Annotated in this window: 18 protein-coding genes; 9 read left to right on the forward strand and 9 right to left on the reverse strand. The window is 54.6% G+C overall.

The features are described 5' to 3' along the window. Positions 1-321: 321 nt before the first annotated feature. The 8 genes from GC101_RS20410 to nagA all read left to right on the forward strand — a co-directional run bounded on the left by GC101_RS20410 (position 322) and on the right by nagA (position 10,799). Positions 322-1,299, forward strand: coding sequence for a LacI family DNA-binding transcriptional regulator (locus GC101_RS20410; protein ID WP_171718747.1), 978 nt, complete (start codon positions 322-324; stop codon positions 1,297-1,299). Positions 1,300-2,008: 709 nt separating this feature from the next. Then, positions 2,009-2,935, forward strand: coding sequence for an iron uptake system protein EfeO (efeO, locus tag GC101_RS20415; RefSeq protein WP_171718748.1), 927 nt, complete (start codon positions 2,009-2,011; stop codon positions 2,933-2,935). A gap of 5 nt (positions 2,936-2,940) precedes the next feature. Further along, complete coding sequence (efeB, locus tag GC101_RS20420) at positions 2,941-4,290, forward strand: iron uptake transporter deferrochelatase/peroxidase subunit (RefSeq protein ID WP_171718749.1); 1,350 nt, start codon at positions 2,941-2,943, stop codon at positions 4,288-4,290. Continuing rightward, on the forward strand, positions 4,287-4,433 hold the full coding sequence (locus GC101_RS20425; RefSeq protein ID WP_171718750.1) for a hypothetical protein: 147 nt from the start codon (positions 4,287-4,289) through the stop codon (positions 4,431-4,433). Before efeB ends, GC101_RS20425 begins: the two co-directional genes overlap by 4 nt. Before the next feature lie 548 nt (positions 4,434-4,981). Beyond that, complete coding sequence (locus tag GC101_RS20430; RefSeq protein WP_246354428.1) at positions 4,982-6,799, forward strand: FTR1 family iron permease; 1,818 nt, start codon at positions 4,982-4,984, stop codon at positions 6,797-6,799. Positions 6,800-7,999: 1,200 nt separating this feature from the next. Next, the gene (locus GC101_RS20435) at positions 8,000-8,878 is read left to right on the forward strand and encodes a MurR/RpiR family transcriptional regulator (RefSeq protein WP_042217199.1); all 879 of its coding nucleotides are present in this window, start codon (positions 8,000-8,002) and stop codon (positions 8,876-8,878) included. Continuing rightward, positions 8,878-9,606, forward strand: a complete 729-nt coding sequence (gene nagB / locus GC101_RS20440; RefSeq protein ID WP_171718752.1) for a glucosamine-6-phosphate deaminase — start codon at positions 8,878-8,880, stop codon at positions 9,604-9,606. The genes GC101_RS20435 and nagB overlap by 1 nt, the downstream gene beginning before the upstream one ends. Then, positions 9,594-10,799: an N-acetylglucosamine-6-phosphate deacetylase gene (gene nagA, locus GC101_RS20445; RefSeq protein ID WP_171718753.1), complete on the forward strand. Its 1,206-nt coding sequence runs from the start codon at positions 9,594-9,596 to the stop codon at positions 10,797-10,799. Before nagB ends, nagA begins: the two co-directional genes overlap by 13 nt. Before the next feature lie 195 nt (positions 10,800-10,994). Here nagA and GC101_RS20450 read toward each other — a convergent pair whose 3' ends face one another. Continuing rightward, the gene (locus GC101_RS20450; protein WP_171718754.1) at positions 10,995-11,951 is read right to left on the reverse strand and encodes a YhcN/YlaJ family sporulation lipoprotein; all 957 of its coding nucleotides are present in this window, start codon (positions 11,949-11,951) and stop codon (positions 10,995-10,997) included. A gap of 183 nt (positions 11,952-12,134) precedes the next feature. On the opposite strand from GC101_RS20450, the gene GC101_RS20455 reads away from it, so the two are divergent. After that, positions 12,135-13,211 (forward strand): glycosyltransferase family 4 protein, encoded by a 1,077-nt coding sequence (locus GC101_RS20455; protein ID WP_305954227.1) that lies wholly within the window; start codon positions 12,135-12,137, stop codon positions 13,209-13,211. A gap of 62 nt (positions 13,212-13,273) precedes the next feature. Here GC101_RS20455 and GC101_RS20460 read toward each other — a convergent pair whose 3' ends face one another. From GC101_RS20460 to wecB, 8 genes are all read right to left on the reverse strand, one after another. Beyond that, positions 13,274-14,317, reverse strand: coding sequence for a glycosyltransferase family 4 protein (locus tag GC101_RS20460; RefSeq protein ID WP_171718755.1), 1,044 nt, complete (start codon positions 14,315-14,317; stop codon positions 13,274-13,276). Next, positions 14,314-15,036 carry a glycosyltransferase family 2 protein gene (locus GC101_RS20465; protein WP_171718756.1) on the reverse strand — a complete coding sequence of 241 codons (723 nt, stop codon included), beginning with the start codon at positions 15,034-15,036 and terminating at the stop codon, positions 14,314-14,316. Before GC101_RS20465 ends, GC101_RS20460 begins: the two co-directional genes overlap by 4 nt. A gap of 25 nt (positions 15,037-15,061) precedes the next feature. Next, positions 15,062-15,637 (reverse strand): class I SAM-dependent methyltransferase, encoded by a 576-nt coding sequence (locus GC101_RS20470; RefSeq protein ID WP_171718757.1) that lies wholly within the window; start codon positions 15,635-15,637, stop codon positions 15,062-15,064. Positions 15,638-15,747: 110 nt separating this feature from the next. Continuing rightward, positions 15,748-16,464, reverse strand: a complete 717-nt coding sequence (locus tag GC101_RS20475; RefSeq protein ID WP_171718760.1) for a glycosyltransferase family 2 protein — start codon at positions 16,462-16,464, stop codon at positions 15,748-15,750. Further along, entirely contained in the window at positions 16,464-17,465 is a 1,002-nt protein-coding gene (locus GC101_RS20480) for an NAD-dependent epimerase/dehydratase family protein (RefSeq protein ID WP_171718758.1), read from the reverse strand. The genes GC101_RS20475 and GC101_RS20480 overlap by 1 nt, the downstream gene beginning before the upstream one ends. After that, complete coding sequence (locus GC101_RS20485; RefSeq protein WP_042139750.1) at positions 17,462-18,301, reverse strand: dTDP-4-dehydrorhamnose reductase family protein; 840 nt, start codon at positions 18,299-18,301, stop codon at positions 17,462-17,464. Before GC101_RS20485 ends, GC101_RS20480 begins: the two co-directional genes overlap by 4 nt. Next, positions 18,298-19,284 carry a polysaccharide biosynthesis protein gene (locus GC101_RS20490; protein ID WP_042139752.1) on the reverse strand — a complete coding sequence of 329 codons (987 nt, stop codon included), beginning with the start codon at positions 19,282-19,284 and terminating at the stop codon, positions 18,298-18,300. The genes GC101_RS20485 and GC101_RS20490 overlap by 4 nt, the downstream gene beginning before the upstream one ends. After that, entirely contained in the window at positions 19,274-20,368 is a 1,095-nt protein-coding gene (wecB, locus tag GC101_RS20495; protein ID WP_171718759.1) for a non-hydrolyzing UDP-N-acetylglucosamine 2-epimerase, read from the reverse strand. Before wecB ends, GC101_RS20490 begins: the two co-directional genes overlap by 11 nt. Between the last annotated feature and the right edge of the window lie 145 nt (positions 20,369-20,513).

Below are 20,513 nucleotides of genomic sequence, written 5' to 3' on the forward strand. Positions count from 1 at the left end.
AAACGCATAATAAAAACGGCTTCAGCTCCTATCGTTAAGGGCGTCATCCGTTGGGGCAAAGTCTATAGAAAACACGCTGCTAAGTAATGCTTAGGCAAAAAAATGTTGCTGGAACTCCGTCCGCCCGCAGCGTGAAGCCGCAAACTTTACCGGTCCGTCACGCCCTTTCGGTCACGCCGGCTTAATCCGGTAAGGCTGCTAACAACCCCAGTGTAATTTATGAAATGGATTCCATAGCAAGCTTTTTTATATGCGAAAATGTGAAAATTTCTATGGTAAAATAAAACCATTCCAATTCTGACTCGGGGGGCAGCATACGCCATGGCTAATATTAAAGAAATCGCCCGGATTGCCGGAGTTTCCGTAACGACCGTCTCGCGGGTGCTGAATAATCATCCTTATGTCAGCAAAGACAAAAGAGCCGCCGTCCTCGATACGATTGAGCAGTTAAACTACACCCGCAATATGAACGCCGTCCACCTGATTACTGGCCGTACCGGTACAGTGGCGGTGATTCTTCCGTATATCAATGCTTTTTATTTCTCGATTATTATGAATGGTCTTGCCCATGAGGCACTGCTCGCGCAATACCGGCTGATCCTGTGCCAGAGCAATTATTTGGCGGATGAAGAGATTAAAGTGCTGGAGATGCTGCGCAATAAAGAAATCGACGGTGTGATCATTGTATCGACTGCGCTGAAGCCCGAAACGATTGAGGAGTATACCGCATACGGTCCGGTTGTAACCTGCCAGGACAGCGGGCAGCGCCGTTATTCCTCTGTATATATTGAGCATTATGCGGCTTTCCGGCAGGGGCTGCAGTATTTGAAGGGCAAAGGGTACCGCACCATCGGCTATTGCGAAGGCAGGCAGAATGGCAGCAGCGCCTCTATCCGGCAGACTGCCTTTCGCGAATTCATTGCTGAGCACAAGCTGGTTTTTCAGGAGGAATGGATGATCTATGACTGTACAACGGAAGAAGACGGTGCTGCCGTGGCACGATTGCTGCTGGAAATGCCGGAGCGGCCTGAAGCTATGATCATCACTGGTGATCATGTTGCAGCCGGACTGATGATTGAGGCGCGCAAAGCGGGTCTTAGTATCCCGGGAGACCTCGCGGTCATGGGCTTCGATAACCAGCCGATCGGCCGGTTGCTGGAGATCACCACCATAGACAATCACCTGTATGAGATGGGTGCATCCGCCTTCCGTATTATTCATGAGCAGATCAGCTCAGACAACCCAGCCCCGGTCTACCGCAAGCTGGATTACCGGATTATTGAGCGGTCCACGGTGTAGAATCAGCGATCTGCGATCACTGCTTGTTTCCTAACCAAACGGTCTATTGCCGGCAGGTACGCGGAATAATTCGTGCTGAGTTAATCCAGCGCTGTCACGAATGCTATAAACTTCAATGTGGCGGAACGTTTAAAAAACATTGCGTATACCAGTCATTCCGCCGGGGATTACGCTGTTGTCTCTGGGACACCCGGCAGCAGAGCGAGCTTAGAGTAAGATAATTAAGTTTTGCCTTCGGCCTGTAAAGGCATAATGTTGTACGTAGTGCAACTCCGGTTCATGAATACCCGGGTATCCGGGAGGAATGTTGTACGGAATACAGGAATTCCCCCGATCTTCTGCTGGAACAAGAGGAATTGCTGCCTTTTCTACAACAATTCTTGAGTTCGGCCGTTTTTAGGAGTAAATTGTTGTATTTCGTGCAGGAATCAAGTAGAAACCGTAACGCTGTCTGTTTAGGGGACGGTACCGTTTCAGGGGAACTTGAAGGATAAGTTATCATATGAAAAAGTATATATTCCTATATACTCAAAAAATTAAACTGCGTCTTCCGCCTGTCGGGAGGCGTTTTTGGTGTTTTATTTGTGTGAGTCAGCATGGATATGATAATTATCACATTTTTATTGACAGGTACTGGATGGAGATTTATGATAGGTCCATCATTGATAACGATTATCATTTACATAAACAAAAAGGGGTGTCCAACAGAATGAAGATAGGTTATGCATTACCCGCGGGTTTGCTTGCGGCTTCCCTCCTGTTTGCCGGCTGTGCAAGCAATGATAACAATAATAATGGCAACAACGGCAATAACAGCAATACCTCCGGGAATAATGCCGCAGCCCAGACGGGCAATGGGTCAACCGGTGCACCTGCCGCAACTGCAGATTCAACTGCTGCTGGCGTTACGGCGGATTTCACCACGGCCATCGACGAGTACCGGAAATATGTAATTGAACAATGCGACGAATTCGTGAAACAGACCGAAGGCTTCACCGATGCGGTGAAAGCAGGCAAGCTTGAAGACGCCAAGGCGCTATATGCTCCGGCACGCATGTATTATGAACGGATTGAGCCCATTGCTGAAGCGCTCGGAGATCTGGACCCGAATATTGATGCCCGCGAGAACGATGTTGACGCTGCGGACTGGCGCGGCTTCCACAAGATTGAACAAGCCCTCTGGCAGAACAATACCACAGATGGCATGACTGATGTCGCGGACCGTTTGCTGAAGGATGCGCAGCTGCTGCGTGCCAAGGTGGAAACCGCTGAGATTGATGCCAACCTGCTCGTTACCGGAGCTGTGGAGCTGCTGAATGAAGTATCCTCCTCCAAAGTAACCGGTGAAGAGGAACGTTACTCCCACACGGATTTGTATGATTTTGTCGCCAATGTGGAAGGTGCCCAGAAGATCTATGAGCTGCTGAAACCCGAGCTGGCCAAAAAAGACCCTGCGCTGGAGCAAACGATCGGCGAACGCTTCACGGCACTGCTGAATGAGCTGGCACCGTTTAAATCCGGTGACGGCTACGTTTCCTACGAAACGCTGAAAGAAGATGAGGTCCGGACGTTAAGCCAGAATCTGGACGCCTTAGCTGAGCCTCTATCCAACATGGGAACTATTCTGGGAGTGTGACCGGTATGAAAAAGAAAGACAGGACTTCCCGGGAAACTCCCGCGACAGAGAGCGTTCTCTCCAAGGATGCTTCTAAAGATCAGCTATTATTCGATAAAAAACTAAGCCGCCGCGATATGCTGCGGCTTACTGGCGCCTCCGGACTCGGCCTGCTGCTCGGCGGCGGCGGGGTAGGCAGCATTCTGGCGGCACGCAAAGCAGCCGGGCAGCCGGGACAGGCACTCTCTTCCCCGCAACACGCGGGAGCGGACATTATTCCATTCTACGGGAATCATCAGGCGGGAATCATTACGCCTGCGCAGAATTTCCTGTGCTTCGCCTCGTTTGATCTGACAACAACCAAGCTCAGTGAGGTCAAAAAACTGCTGGAGGCCTGGACCACCGCCGCCGCTGCCCTTACTGCCGGTACGCTGATCGGCAGCGTGAACGACAATCCCAATCTTCCGCCTGCCGACACAGGCGAGGCCGATGGTCTTACCCCCTCCAAATGTACGCTTACCTTCGGGGCGGGTCCTGCCTTCTTTGACAGCCGGTTCGGACTGGCTGCGAAACGGCCGGCCTCCTTCACCGATCTCCCGGCATTCACGGGAGACAGCCTGGAGCCGCAGTGGTGCGGCGGCGATCTCTGTGTGCAGGCCTGCGCCGACGATCTGCAGGTGGCGTTCCATGCCATCCGCAATCTGGCCCGCATCGCCCGGGGCACAGCCGTGCTGCGCTGGACGCAGGAGGGCTTCCAGCGCACCGGCAGCGCCGACCCGGCAGGCGGCACACCGCGTAATCTGCTCGGCTTCAAGGACGGCACGGGTAATCCCGACGTCACCGATGACGCCGAGATGCGAAGTGTCGTCTGGAGCGGAAGCGGCGATGGCCCCGCCTGGATTAACGGCGGCACGTATCTCGCACTGCGCCGGGTACGCTTTCGCATTGAGGTCTGGGACCGCTCTACGCTGAGCGATCAGGAAGCAACGTTCGGGCGTCACCGGCAGAGCGGCGCTCCGATTGGAGCGCGGGATGAATTCGCCGAGCTCAATCTGGAGGCGGCGGATGCCAGCGGCAAGCCTGTCATTCCGCCGGATTCCCATTCGGCCCTCGCCCATGGGGACGGCTCAGTCAAAATGCTGCGCCGCTCCTACTCCTATTCCAGTGGCATGGATCTCAAAACCGGACAGCTGGATGCAGGACTGGTCTTCATCAGCTTCCAGAAGGATCTGGTGAAGCAGTTCGTGAGCATTCAGCAGCGCCTCTCGAAGAATGACCGGCTGAATAAATATATGGTCCATACCGGCAGCGCCGTATTCGCCTGCTTCCCCGGAGTACGGGAAGGCGGTTATATTGGGGAGACGCTGCTGGGGTGACGAACATTGGAGGGACTGCCCGGATTCAGCGTGAGGAATTGACGCTGAATTTGGCGCTGGATACATCCGGGTTCGTAAGGCTGCGCAGTGTGACCAGAAACAGCGGGATGAACGATATGGGACGGATGTTAAGGGACAAATAAGTTAGAGTCAACCGGGATTTGAGAACAGGAAAGTGCGATAAGGAAATTGCGGGATGAATTAGATGTGGGACGAACGATCCAGAACAAATAATCCAGAGCAGACTGGAGATTTGAGAATAGGAAAGTGTGACGGGGAAATTGCGGAAAGAAACGGAGCAGCGGCGGGATTGAGTAAATGGAGGGGCGGCTGGCAGCTGGCACGGCGGCAAACGGAATCAGGCAAAATGTTGCACTGGGTACAACTCGAATACCTAGTTTCCTGCCTATTGGGACGGATTGTTGTATGAAATACAACAATCGCTTCGTTTACCAGCCTGGAACCGGTGGAATGCTGCATTTCATACAACAATTTTAGTTTAGGGGCAATATTTCAAAAGAAATGTTGTATTTCGTGCAGGATTGTTAGCGGAGAATCAGGTACAACAGTTACTGCCGCCCCGAGTCCCAATGTTCACTGCAGTAACAACCTCGTTTCAGGCTCAACTCTTAAGTCCGCCTTCTATAGAGGAAACATAATAGCATGCTTATTCGCGAAGGGAATGATCCCGATGATCATAACGGTTAAAATCAGTCCATGGCGGCAGATCCGGGCAGCGCTGCTGCTGATCGGCCTGCTTCTGCTGCTGCCCGGCGCGCCGGCTTCTGCGTCAGGCGCGCCGCTCGATGAGCTGCTGCCGCCTGTAGGCAGCGCGCTGGTAGAGTCCGGCCAGAGCCGCTGGGATGCGGCGGCGGCCGATGTGGAATCGTTCGCGGCGCTGTGGCGCAGCGCGAACGAAGGCACGCCGGACCCGGCACTCGCCGGTCCGGCAGCTGAAGTCGACGCCGCGCTGGCAGCCGCGGCGCAGGCCCTTGCGGCCGGCGGCGGAGCGCCCGCCAAGGCCGCCTTGTCCACGCTCGCCAGAAGCGTGGACGCGTACGTCACCGCCGCCGCGGGCGGGGGCGGCGGTGACTCAGGCGCCGCCGGCCGCGCAGCGGCGGCGAAGCTGCTGCCCGCGGCGGAGCGCACGCGGGATGCGGCGCGCAGCGCCGACTGGACGGCGGCGGCGGAAGCCTACCTCGCCGTCGTGAACGGCTGGACGCCGGCGGAGCGCGGCATCCGCGGGGACAATCCCGCCGTCTACGGCCTGCTGGAGACGAAGATGAGCCTGCTGCGCATTGCGCTGCAGGCCGAGCCCCTCCGCGAAGAAGCCGCGCTGGCGGAATCTGAGGCGCTGGTTGCGCTGCTGTCCGGCTACAGCGAGGGCAAGGCGGTCGATACCGGTACCCCGGCAGCGGAGCCCGCCTCCATTGAAGGGCTGATCAGCTACCTGAACAAAGCTTCAGCCTCTGCCGAAGCCGGAGACAGTCCGGCAGCAGCCGCGATAATGGAGCAGTTCATCATAGCTTGGCCGTCAGCAGAAGGCGCCGTACAGATTGCCTCGCCCAAGGTCTATGCCAATATCGAGAATGAGAGCACCGCCGTCACCGGCTACCTGCTCTCCGATCCTCCGAAGCTTGCCGGGGCGCTGGAGATCATGGACAATATGCTCGCCGAGCTGACTCCGCTGGCCGGAGAACAGACGTATACTGCGTGGGATGCGGCACTCATTCTGCTGCGTGAGGGGCTCGAAGCGATTCTTGTGCTCGCCGCACTCCTCGCTTATCTGCGCCGGGAAGCAGAACCCGCGGCCCGGCGCTGGGTCTGGTCCGGGGCTGCGGTGGGGCTGGCCGGAAGCATCGGCATCGCCGTGTTGCTAACCTATACCATCTCGCAGGCAGCCTCCGGAGGAGCACGTGAGCTGATCGAAGGTATTGCCGGGCTGGTCGCCGTGGTCATGATGCTCACCGTCGGCCGCTGGCTGCATGGTAAATCCAGTACGGCTGCCTGGAATAAGTATGTGGACCGCCAGATGCAGGGTGCTCTCGCCAAGGGCAACCTATGGTACCTGTTCTTCATCGCTGCGCTGGCAATCCTGCGCGAAGGAGCGGAAACAACTATCTTCTATGCAGGCATGGCTCCTGCTATCGCTACTTCCCAGTTGCTGCTCGGGATTGGCGGCGCACTTGCAGTACTGATCGTTCTCGGCTACGCAATCATTGCACTGAGCGCCAGACTGCCGATTGCCGCCTTCTTCCGCACCGCCACAGTGCTGATCTATTATCTCGTATTCCGCTTCCTTGGTGAGAGCATCCACGCGCTCCAGGTAGCCGGCAAAATACCGGCACATGCGGAGAGCAGCCTCCCATCCATCGGCTGGCTCGGCCTGTATCCGACCTGGGAGACCTTTGTGCCGCAAATACTCATTCTCGCTTTCATCCTCTGGGAGCTGCTGCGCGGCAGACAAGCTTCCCGCAGAATGCGCACACCAAACCGGTTAACCAAATAAACACACTAACCTACAGCTGTCATCTGCGTGAGTGACCTCAAACACGCAGATGGCAGCTTCTATTTTGCCAGTCCGCCATATTCATTGTCCCCCTCTACTCACTGCTCCCAACTCCACTAGCTGCTCCCTGCTCCCTACTCGCTGCTCTCCAGCTTCTACCCGCCGCCTTCTGTTCTCTGTTCTCTCTTCTCTATTTTCTGCCCTTTGCTCCCTATTATCTGTTCTGCCCTCTCCTTTAACCTTTATTTCTTACCCCAGCTTCTCCTTTCTGCCCTTTGTTGTCTGTTTTCTGTTCTCTGCTTTCTAACACCTACTCTCTGTCCTCTGCCACACTCTGCTTCTTCCTTTCTGCCCTTCCTATGATGCCATTGTTAGCTCAAATGAGCTTTCAGCCTCTCTCTGACTGTTGTACATTACCTGCAAAGGAGAATTAAGTGGAAAAACATCACCTATTAACGGAAGAAACCCTGTTTGCGGTAGCGTAGTTGGAAAAACAACACTTATTTTTACTCAAATAGCAAACAACGAAGATATGAGTAGAATTAAGTAACATAAATCCACTTAAATTCAACAACAAGCAGAATAAGACTGGTTTAAATGACGAAAATCCAACTAATTCCCCGGCGGACGGACGTATTCCCAGCAGATACATTATCGGCACATTTCCAGCTGGCCCCCCTCCGGAGGGCCGTTCCCCAACAAGCGCATCTTCGGCGGGCGCATCTTCAGCAAACGTGGTTCCATCAGACGTGCCTCCGGCAGGCAGGTCTACGACTAGGTGTGTCCCGGCAGGCGCGTCTATGGCAGGCGCATTTCCAGCTGGCGCCCCTCTGGCGGGCACGTTCCCCAACAAGCGCATCTTGGGCGGGCGCTTCTCCAGCAGACGCGGTTCCATCCGACGAGCCTCCGGCAGGCGCCACCCCATCAAGCACCCTCCCCAGCTATCACACTTCCAGCCGGCATGTCTCCCGCCACCTTAGGGCAAACTCACTATTGCATCCTGGGGCGATTTGTTTTATTCTGAGTATGAAAATAATTTTCTTTATTATTGGCGTATTTATTAAAATAATTTCAGAAAATATTTCAGCTTCACTGCTCATCTATTTCACAAAACACAGAAATCAGCGTCAGCTTTAGCGTCAACATAAATACAAACAAACTACATGATTACAAAAGAACGAAAGAAAAGAAGGTGAGTACTTGTCTCCAATCCTGCATGCCCTGGAGCATGACAAGCCCAAGCTGTCGCAAATGGAACGCAAGCTGGCGGAGCGCATACTGGCTTCTCCGGGGGAAATTGTCCATATGGGGATTACGGATCTGGCCGAAGAGTGCGGCATCAGCCCGGCAACCATTACGCGGTTCTGCAAGGTTCTGCATTTCAAAGGATTCCCTGATTTCAAAGTCAAGCTGGCGGCTGAGCTCGCCCACAGCGATGCTTCACCGCAGGACGGCGGCTCCTCTTACCAGGATATCGTGGCCGGCAATCCGCTGCCGTTCATTGTCGAGGCGATGCAGGCTAATCATCTGGCCTCCATCCGGGATACCACGTCGCTGCTCGATCTCGGACGGCTGCAGAGCGTGATCGATCTGCTCTGCCGGGCACGGCGGGTCGATCTGTACGGGATGGCAACTTCATCCATTGTCGCCCAGGATTTCTACCAGAAGCTGATCCGTATCGGCGTGAACTGCACGGCTTTTGCCGATTCGCATATGCAGATTACTTCCGCTTCCTCGCTCGCTGCCGGTGATGTCGCGTTTGCAGTCTCTTATTCGGGTGAAACCCCGGAGACGATCGATGCGTTAACCTGTGCTGCGGCAAGCGGCGCAGCCACAGTCTCATTGACCTCATACGGAAGCAGCACACTGGCGACACTGGCCGATATTCCGCTGTTCTCATCATCACTTGAGCAGGGTATGCGGCGCGGTGATATGGCTTCACGGATCGCACAGCTGCATATTATCGATATTCTGTTCACCGGCATGGTCAGCACCCGGTTCGGGGATTTCATTCCCAAGCTGGAGCAGTCATATTTGAATGTACAACACTACCGTCATAAACGGGGAGGACAATCATAATGAATATTTTGAAATTCCAGAACGAAGAAGATTTCGCAGTAACCGGGGCGAACCTGATCGCCAGCCTGGTGCAGAGCAATCCCAAGGCCGTGCTGGGTCTGGCTACCGGAAGCTCTCCGGTCGGCGTGTACGCGAAGCTGGTGGAAATGCACCGCAAGGGCATTGTGAGCTTCGCCAAAGCCTCTTCCTATAACCTTGATGAATACGTCGGTCTGCCCGTAGATCATCCGCAGAGCTACAGAAGCTTCATGAATGAGCATCTGTTCAACCATATCGATATTGACCTGGCCCGTACCCATGTCCCTAACGGAAATGCGCCAGATCTGGATGCCGAATGCCTGGCTTATGACCGGATGCTGGAAGATAACGGTCCTGTGGACCTGCAGATTCTCGGCATCGGTAGCAACGGCCATATCGGCTTCAATGAGCCGGATGCCAGCCTCAGCAGCGGCACGCATGTCGTTGATCTGCTGGAGGAAACACTGGAAGCCAACGCCCGCTTCTTCGACAGGCTGGAGGATGTGCCCCGGCAGGCTGTGACGATGGGCATCGGCGGTATTCTAAAGGCCAAGCAGATTGTGCTGCTGGTGCGCGGGGAAGAGAAAGCGGAAGCGGTAAAAAATGCGCTGGAGGGTCCAATCACTACCCAATGCCCCGCCTCGCTGCTGCAGAGCCATCCGAATGTTGTGGTCCTGCTTGATGAAGGAGCAGCAAAATGGCTGAAATAAACGTTTCATCCGGTGAACTGCTGTACGGCAAAGTCCTTACTCCTGACGGGGTCATCCAAAAGGGCGTAATCGCCGTCTCGGAAGGCCTGATCCAATATGCCGGAGAGGCGGCCTGGCTTCCGGCAGCCTATGCTAGCTGGCAGACGGGAACTTCACCTGAGCCAGAGGGACTGCTGATTCCCGGATTTGTTGATGTACATGTGCATGGCGGGGCCGGTTACGATTTCATGTACAGCGACGCTGATTCACTGGATACCATTACACGCTTCCATGCTTCGCAAGGCACAACGTCTATGCTGGCTACAACTATGACTGCCGCCAAGGATGACATTGACCGCGTGCTGTCTGAAGTAAATGCTTATCGCTCCGCTGAAGGCGGCATGCCTTATGCCCAGCTGGCAGGCGTACATCTGGAAGGGCCGTTCATCAGCCCGAAATGGCCCGGAGCACAGAATCCCGGGCATATTGTTCCGGCCAATACGTTATGGCTGGAGGAATGGGAAGCCCGGTATCCGGGGATGATCCGCCAGGTTACACTGGCTCCGGAACGCGAAGGCGCACTGGAAGCCATCCAGTGGCTGCGGAAGCATGGAATTACGGCAGCGCTCGGCCACACGGACGCCACGTTCGAAGAGGTTATTGCCGCTGCAGATGCCGGCTTAAACCAGGCTGTGCACATGTTCAATGCCATGACGCCGCTGCATCACCGTAAACCGGGAACCGCAGGAGCCGTCCTGTTCGATCCGCGCATCCGCGCGGAGGTGATTGCCGACGGCATTCATGTTCATCCGGCAGCGATCAGCATTATCGCCCGGCTCAAGAACGGGCATAACCTGCTGCTGATCACAGACGCCATGTCGGCGACCGGACTCAGCGACGGGGAATATGCCATCGGCGATTTGCCCGTTATTGTGAACGGCGGGATTGCCACGCTGAAGGAGCATCCTGAGTCGCTCGCCGGCAGTACACTGACCATGATCCGCGGCTTCCGCTACCTGGTTCAGGAGACCGGCCTCAGCCTGCAGGAAGCTTCACAGGCAGCCAGCCTTACCCCTGCGGTGTCGCTTGGCATGCAGCGGTCTATCGGGTCGCTGGAGGCAGGCAAACGCGGCGATATCCTGTTGCTGGACGATGAGCTGAATCTGCGCGGAGTCTGGATTGGCGGACGCAAGCTGGAGGCTGAAATCGGGTAAGCTGCGAGCTGTCTGCTGCTGCCCTGATCCATTCTATATATGTATAAGCAAGCCAAGCAGCCCTTCGGCCCGGATTCGGGTGCAGTGGCTGCTTGGCTGTTTGTGTCTGTGCTATGCCCTCATGCTGAATAAGCATCATATTCCTCTGGAATACTAACCTAATTGAGACAGGGCAGTTTACTTAATGCTTAACGCTTAATACCCGCTGCGCGTAGGGAAAATCCGTTCGACCATCGTGCGGAATTCATTCGCAAAGCCTTTAAGCGGATGCCCTGCACGGAATTCCTGTGCATAATAATCTGCCCGCTCAACGAAATCGGGGTTGGCTGAAACATACACATTGTTAAGGTCTGTCTTCCCCTTTTTCACTTCTGCGGCGATCTTATCCTTCATGTCCTGGGTAAGCGTGTCCTTATCCGTAATCGCGGTTCCGTTACCCGGCGTTACACTGCGGATTCCGATGGTATTGCCCAGGCTTTCATCGATGTCGCGTTTCATATGGCGTCCATCGACCATATTGCTGCGGGACATGATACCGTTGTTGCCGTTCCCCAGATAATTCTCCGGATCTGCAACGCCCGTACCGCCTACAGTACCCGTGCCCGTCATGCTTCCCGGAATTCCGGCAATAGAACCGCCTGTTCCTGTCATGCCCGGATTACCGGCTGCGGTTCCTCTACCGGTACGCATACTGTTGTCCATTCCACCCATTCCGGCACCTATCCCTGTTTCCAGTCCGCCTGCCGGTCTGCCTGTACCGCTCAGCATCCCGGATGTGCCGCTGCCGCTGGTACTGCCATAGCTGTACGACTGGATTCCCCGGGTACTCTTGGCATGGACTCCTCCGGACGCATTTTCCAGCATTACGGCTACATAGGCGCTTTTTCCTACCAGCATTACGTTGGCTGAACGGACTTCCGGCATGGCCGCCACACGGTTCGCCAGCTCCTCGCTCATCTCCATACTGTCGAAGGAATTCGCACGCATTCCGTTCTGCGCAGAGTTGACGTGAATACGTCCGTCCGTCCCCCGTACACTTTTCGTTTCCACCGTATTGCCCGTTGCCGAGTTATTCGCACCGCATCCTGTAATACTCACCGCGCCCAGCAGCAGCGCAGCAGAAACCGTTAGACCGAATTTCGACCGTAACATCCGTTCATCCCCCATCATAAGAATAGTTAAGTGCAGCGTAACAAGCTTTAGCATGGCCTCTGCCCTGCCAAGCTATCCTGAAAGGATTTGGCACATCGCTCTTTAACCGTCACGCGTAAGTGAAACTTGGCGTATCTTATAAACAGCAGACTGTGTTTCTCCGCAAGGTTAATGTCAGGAGGGGTGATCTTGAAGGTTTTATTCACGTTTTATGTACCAAGCGGCGGGGTAGAGACACTGAACAAGCTGCGGTGTGAGAGTCTTCAGAAAAGCGGCATCGAATGCCACGTGCTCTACCTCATGCCGGGGTCCGGAAGCCACAACCAGACAAACTTCCCGGTGTTTATCACTTCCGTGGATGCAGAGATCAAAGCGGTGCTGGATACGCATAATTATGATGCCATTATTGTAACTTCAGACTATTTACTGCTGGAACGTCTGCGCCGGTTGGGGTATGGCCGTATTCTGATATATGAATCTCAGGGACTTGGCAAGCGCAGTGATGCGAGGAATCTGATTATTGATTCTGTGCCTTTTCTCCGCTCCTACTGCAATGCTGTTCTGATCCCCCCGACCGATCACTTACTGGAGCTGTTTATCGAGATTTGTCCCTGGCTGCACCGTTATGTCATTCCGAACATCGTGGATGTGCAGTCCTTCCAGCATATCCCCGGTGAACCGCCCTGCGATCCGGTCATCGCCTGGGTAGGACGGCTGGAAACCAATAAGAACTGGAGTGAATATCTGAAGATTGCCCATCAGATCCGGCTCCACAAGCCTGATCTTCATCTCTGGATGTTCCATGATCCCGATCTTGCTGCAGATGACCAGAAGGAACAATTTAACAGAGAGCTGCAATCCCTGGGCCTGAAAGACCGCCTCAGTGTGTTCACCAACATTCCAAATCATATTATGCCGGTATATTACTCATCCATCGCCGGTTCCGGGGGGTTCCTGCTGTCAAGCTCTATCACAGAGGGCTTCGGGTATGCTGTAGCTGAGGCCATCTGCTGTACCTGTCCTGTACTTAGCACCGATTCTGACGGGGTCAGATCGTTTATTACCCACAACATTACGGGTAAATTTTACCCGATCGGAAATTTGGAAGCGGCTGTAAACGAAGGGCTGGAGCTAATGAACAACATTCCGCTGCGTGAAGCGATCCGCCAGCAGGGCCGCCAGCATATGGTATCGCGGTTTGGATTCGAGCAATATGCCCACTCCTTCCGTGAAATGATGAATTCCTTCTCTATCTTCTGAAAATAACGTGAAAAAGAACCCTCAACCCCGTACAGCATCCGGGTCTTGAAGGTTCTTTTGGGTTATACGCCCTGTTTGGATACAATCTCAAACAGCTCTGTCTGAAAGATCTGCATGCTTCTCTCCCAGGTGAAGCGCCCCGAGTCCAGCTCTCCTCTCGCGGCCAGACGCTGACGGAGCTCTTTATTGTACACAAGTGCAGAGACATCCTCGGCCAACCGGTTCTCGTAACGGTACGACATCAGGCAGTTATGCCCGTGTACACAGTATTCGAGATTGCCCCCGGAATATACGGTGACCAGCGCGGCACCGCAGCGCATAGCTTCCAGCCCCGGCAATGAGCCGGTGTCATAGGTGCTGGAGCTGACAAAAATGTCGCTCTCGTTATAATGATACGACAGCTCAGAATCATTACCCGGAGTACGTATTTGAAACCGTCCATCCCCAAGCAGCGCTTGCAGCGTCTCGGAGGAAGCATATTCTGACGGTGGCGTGATAATATATATCTCCACTTCAGGATGCCGCTGTTTCACTATGTCCAGCTGCTGAAGCAGATAATCCTGTTCCCGGTGGCCGGAGAACCCGCCCTCGGGACGGCGCATAATGGCCGAGACGACAATCTTATTCCCGCCTCTGCCGCGTAAATGGGTATTAGTGAAATCAGGGTTTAGACCAATCGGAACAATTCTGCCCTTAATGCCATGATTAATCCGTATGATCTCCTGCTGCCAGCGTGAGAGTACTAGCAGGTTGCGGGTGATATTATATGAGGCAAACGACAGATTGTTATCTGGTAAAAAAGTCGGCTCATAACATAAGGCCAGCCGGATATGCAGCCCCTTGCCCTGTTTACTGGCCCGCTCTGCAACCGGCACCGTTGTATAATAGTTGGAGATGATCACATCCCCGTATGGAAAATCATCTTCGGTCAGCACCGTTGCCGGTGCAGTGATAATGGGGCATTTCATTTCATATTCCACAATGCCGTGACTGGGTAAAAGAACAACCACCTCATGGCCGATTTCCGCCAGACGGTTGGCCAGCTCGGCCAGCATCCGTTGCGCACCGCCTCTGGACAACGTCAGAATCGGGAATGTCAGTCTCATTTCCCTCTCTCCTTTCTCAGCAGCTGCGTCAGAATGCCTTGATGCCTGCTCTGCACCAGAGCAATCTCCCGGTTCTGCGCTTCACTGTGTATGACAGAGCCCATCTCTTTGTGCACACGGTAATCCAGCAGCGGCTCCTCGATATAGGACCATTCATAATGCGGCAGGATACGCAGCCACAGATCATAATCCTGTGTATACAGGAACTTCTCGTTAAACCGTCCTACCTTATTGAAAATCTCCATGTCGAGCAGAACCGAGCTGCCGTTCACCGGACAGCCTGACATCATGGTCTCAATGAGATCACCCCTGTTATGAAACGGCATGCTGATGACTCCCGAGAACCGCTCTCCGAGCTCATTAATATAGTAATAGGCCGTATGGCTGAAGGAGGTTCCAGAGCTGCGGATGGCTTCCATTTGCCTTTTGATTTTATCCGGGTGGAACAGGTCGTCAGCACTTAACCAGGCAAAATAAGCTCCGCTAGCCGCCTTGATTCCCATGTTGAGCGCCGAGGCGGTGCCACCGTTTGTTTTGCGGATATACACAATATTGTCCTTGTACGCCTCAAGCTTCTCCATATAGCGTGTAGACCCGTCGTCGACAACGATCAGCTCAATGTCCGGGTAGCTCTGAGCCAGCACACTCTTCACCGCCAGATCCACATAAGGGCAATTATAGAAGGGAATCACCACCGAAACCTTGGTTTTTGGAATCATGCGCTCACCTCCTTCCCGATTCGATTTATACTGTTTTGCAGGCCAGCAAAGCATCCAGCGGCGCATGATCCTCGCCAAACGCTTCACGGAATGAAGGATTCTCCGCATGATGGTAGCCTTTCAGTACAGTTACAGCGTAGCCCAGCTTCAGGAAATCCTCAGGCTCCCAGCCGCTCCAGTGCTTCTGGTAATACTCTCCGTGCAGGTTGAAATGATCCTTTCCCTCCTGCGGGAAGAACCCCCGCGGCGTGAATACGACTACCCGGTTCGAAGCAATGATCTCCGCTTTCCGCAGCAGCTCCGTGCCTTCTCTCATCGAGAAATGCTCCAGGGAATCAATCAGCGTAACCGCAGAGAATGTTCCCGGCAGAAACAGCTTATCAATATGGCTGGCATCGGCATGAACCGGAATGATATGCGGGGATTTGTATTTGCGGTGCAGCAGATAAGGTCTGTGGATATCCAGCCCCAGCACAACAGCCGCTTCATATCGTTCCAGCAGCGTACCGGTACCGCTGCCGATATCCAGGATACTCTCGGAGAATTTCAGCTGCTCCAGCAGGACCGGCAGGAAGTCTTTCACTTCTATTTCCCGGTACATATGCTTTCCCTCCTAAAAGTTGTGATAACATCAACTTCCTGAATTCTCTTCGCAAAACTCACTGCGGAAGAGCTTGATTAGTTACAGCCGCTTCTTATTTCCACTCCTGATTAGCCGCCCATGGAAGCGATCAGGCTACTCAGCGGAGCATGATAGCGGGCATTAGTCGCTGCGGCTTCAGCCATGATGACATCATAATGTTTGATCGTCCCCATGCCGTCATGCCGGCGGTAGGCCGTTAAAGACTGATTGAGCATAATAGGAGGGTATCCGTTCAGAATCGCCCGGTACCACAAATCATAATCATGAGTGTACGGAAGAGCTTCATTGAACAGGCCGATGGCTCCGAATATCTCCCGCTTGAACATCACGGTGCAGCCGTTGATGGGATTGCCCTGCAGGAAACAGCGTAAGTAGTCCAGCTGGTTATGAAACACTGCCGCTGCGTTCAGCTGGGTCAGCTGCGAATCCCCGTTAATGAAGTTGAAATTCGTGTACGTGATCAGCAAACGGTTCTGCTCCATGAACAGAACCTGGTTGTTGATTTTGTCACGATAGAACATATCATCCGAGCTAAGCCAGACTACATAATCCCCTGTAGCATGGGCAATTCCGTGATTCAGTGCGGAGGCGGTACCGCCATTGGCTTTGCCCAGGTAGTGGATATGCGGTAAATACGGAGCAATGCGCTCTGCATGCATGAATGATCCGTCATCAACCACAATAATCTCATAAGGCTGCCAGGATTGAGCCAAGGCGCTTTGCAGCGCCTGCTCAATATAAGGGCAATTATAAAAGGGAATGATTACCGATACTCTGGGCTTCATCATATTCTTCCTTCCTTGCCGGCCCTTGTATAGCCGATGATATCCGCAAGTGACCGGTCAAGACCGATCCCCGGCTTCCAGCCAAGAATAGCGGCATTGTCCTCAGGTTCTTCCTGCAGCACTTCTCTACCAGCAGATGCAGACGAAGGCTTCGCCGGAACGGCAGATGCTGGGGAAGCAGCAGCCTGACCTTCCTCCGCATGCTGCGGTCCCCAGTCCATCTCCACCGGAACCGCTGCATGAGCCAGCAGCTTCCCGGCAATCTCTCCAAGCTCCCGCTGCGCCCCGGAGTCAATCCGGTAGATCTTGCCGGTCTCTCCGTGATTCAGAATATAGCCATACGCTCTAACGGCATCACGCACATCCAGAAAGTCGCGCAGGACATGCCGCGAGGAGAGCCTGAAGGCTGCCGGTGGAGCTTCTCCCCTGCCGGCCGCAGCTTCACTGCGCACAATATGCTGTGCCAGTAAGGAACAGAAGCCGGTGGACGGTCCGGGACCAATCAGATTGGAGGGCTCCGCCATCAGAACAGGCTGTTTGAACAGCGTCCCCCAGGCCAGCGACACCAGTTCCTCCAGCGTCTTGCTGAGACTGTAGGGATGCGGCGGACCTGCCCCGGAATCCGGTCTGTACTTAAGCCGGGAGCCGGCCACCAGGATACGGCTGGCCGGCTGGAAACGCAGCGCCTCAAGCAAATACAATGTAGCCATTACATTAGTCTCCATATAGAGCAGCGGGTCTTGCCAGGACTCCGGAACCGAGTTCTTGCCGGCCAGGTGCAGCACCTGATCCGGCATGATCTCTCCAATCATTCCGGCGACAGCCTTGCGGTCACCGAGATCACAGACATAGGGCTGAACGCCTGCCGGGAAGACGGAAGCTTCCGCTGCGCTGCGGCGTACCACAGCGGTCACTTCAGCTCCCTCAGCCGCAAAATAAGCTACGGCATGCCTGCCGGTAAAGCCGGCGGCTCCGGTTATCAGCAGCCTCCGGCCCTTCATGTCGGCATCTCTGAGCCGTGCATAAAGTCTGCAAGCTCCGCAAGCATCTCGGGATAGGACGGTAATTCGAAGTTCACGTCGCTTCTGGTGCTGATCAGCGTCCGGTCCTGCACATGGACCCGTTCGGGGATGATCTTGACATCCTCCTTATGAAACGCCGACTGCATCATCTGCAGCAGTTCATATTTGCTCACCGGCCGGGGATGGGCCAGATGGATCAGCCCGGACAGATCAGAGTCCAGCAGGGAACTGATCACTTTGGCCAGCTCCAGGGTGGTGACTCCGTTCCACATCACACGTTCATAGCCGGTTACCCGGCCCTTCTGGGCCAGGAACCATTCCATGAGCCCGATGCCGCCGGAGCGGATTTCGGGACCAATAATGGAGGTGCGGATCGTCAGGTGGCCGGGGTCACGCACTTCTCCAAGGCTTTTGGTGATGGCATAAACCGATGTGCCGTCAGTGGCATCCTCTTCCGTGTACCCGCCGCGCGTTCCTTCGAACACGCAGTCGGTACTGATGTGGATGAGCCGGGCATGGACGCTGTCCGCTGCCCGCCGCAGACGGTGGGGAAGGAATCCGTTGACATGATAAGCGCCGATTACGTCACGTTCGGCGAATTGATTCAGTACACCCATTGCATTAATCATGCAATGGGGAGAGACGATTTCGACCAGTTTCTCTACGCCGGCGATGTCATCGGCATCCACATACAGCCCGCCAAGATCGTTCTTATCCCGGGTTGTATGGAAGACGTGATGCTTGCCCTGGCGGCGAAAAAAATCCGCCAGCATGTGACCCGCCATACCGTTTCCGCCGAGGATAAGCAGCTTCACTTGAGGAACCCTCCCCGGATCAGAATGTCCTTGATCTCTGCCTGATCCATCAGATTGTTCTCCGAGCTGAAGCTGTTGAAGGACACATGCGGGTATTCGCGGTAGTGCTCCTTCAGCTCCGGCATATCCAGGGTAGGAAGAATAACCAGATACTGCTCATCGTAGACAACGGTAGTTAAGCTCTCGAAATCACTCATGAGAATCTCATGGATTTTTTCACCCGGGCGGATCCCAGCCTCGATCATGCTGACATCTCTTCTGCCCGAAGCTTCGATTAGTACCTCAGCCAAATCCACAATCCGGCAGGTTGGCATGGTCATGACGAAGATCTCGCCGCCGATGCTGACCTCCGAAGCTTTGAACAGCAGCGTGATGGCATCGCGCAGGGTGAAGAAGAAGCGGGTCATATTCATATCTGTGATCCGCACCTGTCCCTTGTCCTTGATCTGCTTCATGAACAAGTGGACGACACTGCCGTTCGTCCCCAGAACATTGCCGCCGCGCACCGTTACAAAGCGGGTGCCTGATCCGATCAGGTTGGCGTATACGAACAGCTTCTCGCCGATCGCTTTGGTCATGCCGTAGAAGTTCGACGGATTAGCTGCTTTGTCGGTGGAGATGTAGATCGCTTTTTCCACATTGTTGGCAATCGCTGCTTCGATCACATTCTGCGTGCCGACCACATTGGTCTTCAGCGCCTCGTAAGGCTGGTCTTCGCAGACCGGAACATGCTTGAGCGCCGCCAGATGGAACACATAATCCACTCCGCGGCATGCAGCCACGAGGGCATCCTTGTCACGGATATCGCCGATGACGAAGCTGAGGCGCTTATCCTCAAATTCACGGCTCATGGCTACCTGTGCAGACTCGCTGCGGGAGAATACGATGATTTCTTTGGGATGCTGCGGCAGCAGTTGCCGGATAAGCTCATGCCCCCAGGAACCGGTACCGCCTGTAACCAGAATCCGTTTATTATTGAACATGCAGGTTCCCTCCAAGCAGAAATTTAACTACTTTAACCGAGACATCGGGGGTCAGGTACCCTTCCGGCGCCTCCCAGGCAGGCTTAAGCGACGTCATCAGCCGGGTGCAGCGCAGAATGCTGTTCTGCTCTACGCCGGATACTACATTACTTCCGCAATCGACCGTCTCCGGACGTTCTGTGGTCCGGCGGATGGTCACTGTCGGCACCCCCATCAGGCAGCATTCCTCTTGAACGGTGCCGCTGTCCGTAATGGCGCACAGGGCATAACGCTCCAGATGGACAAAATCAAAAAATCCGAAGGGCTCATGGAATTCCACCAGCGGGTTCATAGTCAGCGGGAACTGCTCCGTAAGCTTGGAGCGCGTACGGGGATGGATGCTGCAGATCAGGCGGAGTCCATAATGTTCAGCCACAAGGTTAAGTCCCGACATAATCTGGAGCAGGGATTCAGGATCATCGACATTCTCGGCCCGGTGGGCAGTCACCAGCAGATACCGGCCTGCTTCAAGGCTCAGCCGGGACAGAATATCGCTGGACCCGATTTGCTCCTCATAATGCGTAATCACCTCATGGATCGGATTGCCGGTTAACACGATACGCTGGCTGGGAAATCCTTCGCTGAGCAGATGTCTTTTACTCTGCTGGGTATAAGGCATATTTATGGTCGAGACGGCATCTATGACACGGCGGTTTTTCTCCTCCGGCACTTTCAAATCGTAACAGCGGTTGCCTGCTTCCATGTGTACGACAGGAATACCCATCCGCTCGGCAAGGATTGCACACAGCGCACTGTTGGTATCGCCGAGCAGCAGAATCCGGTCCGGCTTCTCCTGAAGCAGGATGCTCTCCAGGCTCCCGAACATGGCGGCCAGCTGGCTCCCGAGTCCGGCCTGCTTATCCTGCAGCACATAGTCCGGTGCGCGGAGTCCCAGCTCGGCGAAGAATATCCCGCTGAGGCTGGCCGTGAAATTCTGTCCCGTATGCACCAGCACATGCCGCTCCGCATGCTCATCGAGCAGCGGAATGATGACGCTGAGGCGGATGATCTCGGGCCGTGTGCCCAAAATCGTCATGATCTTCATGGGTTCACTCCCCTTTGATTATGGCCTGCCCTTAAGGAGGGGCAGGCGGTTCTGTCAGAGCTGGCAGCCGGTCCGGCGCAGCGGCGGTGAAGGGCTGGCCCGCCAGTAACGTTGGAATCAGGGGTAGTTGTGCCCCTGATTCTCG

It is taken from the genome of Paenibacillus phytohabitans (genome assembly GCF_013141775.1).
GTDB lineage: Bacteria > Bacillota > Bacilli > Paenibacillales > Paenibacillaceae > Paenibacillus_AQ > Paenibacillus_AQ phytohabitans.

What these genes read in the sequence shown, in the direction of transcription:
- GC101_RS20410 (WP_171718747.1), top strand. Translation starts at nt 322, where the DNA reads ATGGCTAATATTAAAGAAATCGCCCGGATTGCCGGAGTTTCCGTAACG.
- efeO (WP_171718748.1), top strand. Translation starts at nt 2,009, where the DNA reads ATGAAGATAGGTTATGCATTACCCGCGGGTTTGCTTGCGGCTTCCCTC.
- efeB (WP_171718749.1), top strand. Translation starts at nt 2,941, where the DNA reads ATGAAAAAGAAAGACAGGACTTCCCGGGAAACTCCCGCGACAGAGAGC.
- GC101_RS20430 (WP_246354428.1), top strand. Translation starts at nt 4,982, where the DNA reads ATGATCATAACGGTTAAAATCAGTCCATGGCGGCAGATCCGGGCAGCG.
- nagB (WP_171718752.1), top strand. Translation starts at nt 8,878, where the DNA reads ATGAATATTTTGAAATTCCAGAACGAAGAAGATTTCGCAGTAACCGGG.
- nagA (WP_171718753.1), top strand. Translation starts at nt 9,594, where the DNA reads ATGGCTGAAATAAACGTTTCATCCGGTGAACTGCTGTACGGCAAAGTC.
- GC101_RS20450 (WP_171718754.1), bottom strand. Translation starts at nt 11,951, where the DNA reads ATGTTACGGTCGAAATTCGGTCTAACGGTTTCTGCTGCGCTGCTGCTG.
- GC101_RS20460 (WP_171718755.1), bottom strand. Translation starts at nt 14,317, where the DNA reads ATGAGACTGACATTCCCGATTCTGACGTTGTCCAGAGGCGGTGCGCAA.
- GC101_RS20465 (WP_171718756.1), bottom strand. Translation starts at nt 15,036, where the DNA reads ATGATTCCAAAAACCAAGGTTTCGGTGGTGATTCCCTTCTATAATTGC.
- GC101_RS20470 (WP_171718757.1), bottom strand. Translation starts at nt 15,637, where the DNA reads ATGTACCGGGAAATAGAAGTGAAAGACTTCCTGCCGGTCCTGCTGGAG.
- GC101_RS20475 (WP_171718760.1), bottom strand. Translation starts at nt 16,464, where the DNA reads ATGAAGCCCAGAGTATCGGTAATCATTCCCTTTTATAATTGCCCTTAT.
- GC101_RS20480 (WP_171718758.1), bottom strand. Translation starts at nt 17,465, where the DNA reads ATGAAGGGCCGGAGGCTGCTGATAACCGGAGCCGCCGGCTTTACCGGC.
- GC101_RS20490 (WP_042139752.1), bottom strand. Translation starts at nt 19,284, where the DNA reads ATGTTCAATAATAAACGGATTCTGGTTACAGGCGGTACCGGTTCCTGG.
- wecB (WP_171718759.1), bottom strand. Translation starts at nt 20,368, where the DNA reads ATGAAGATCATGACGATTTTGGGCACACGGCCCGAGATCATCCGCCTC.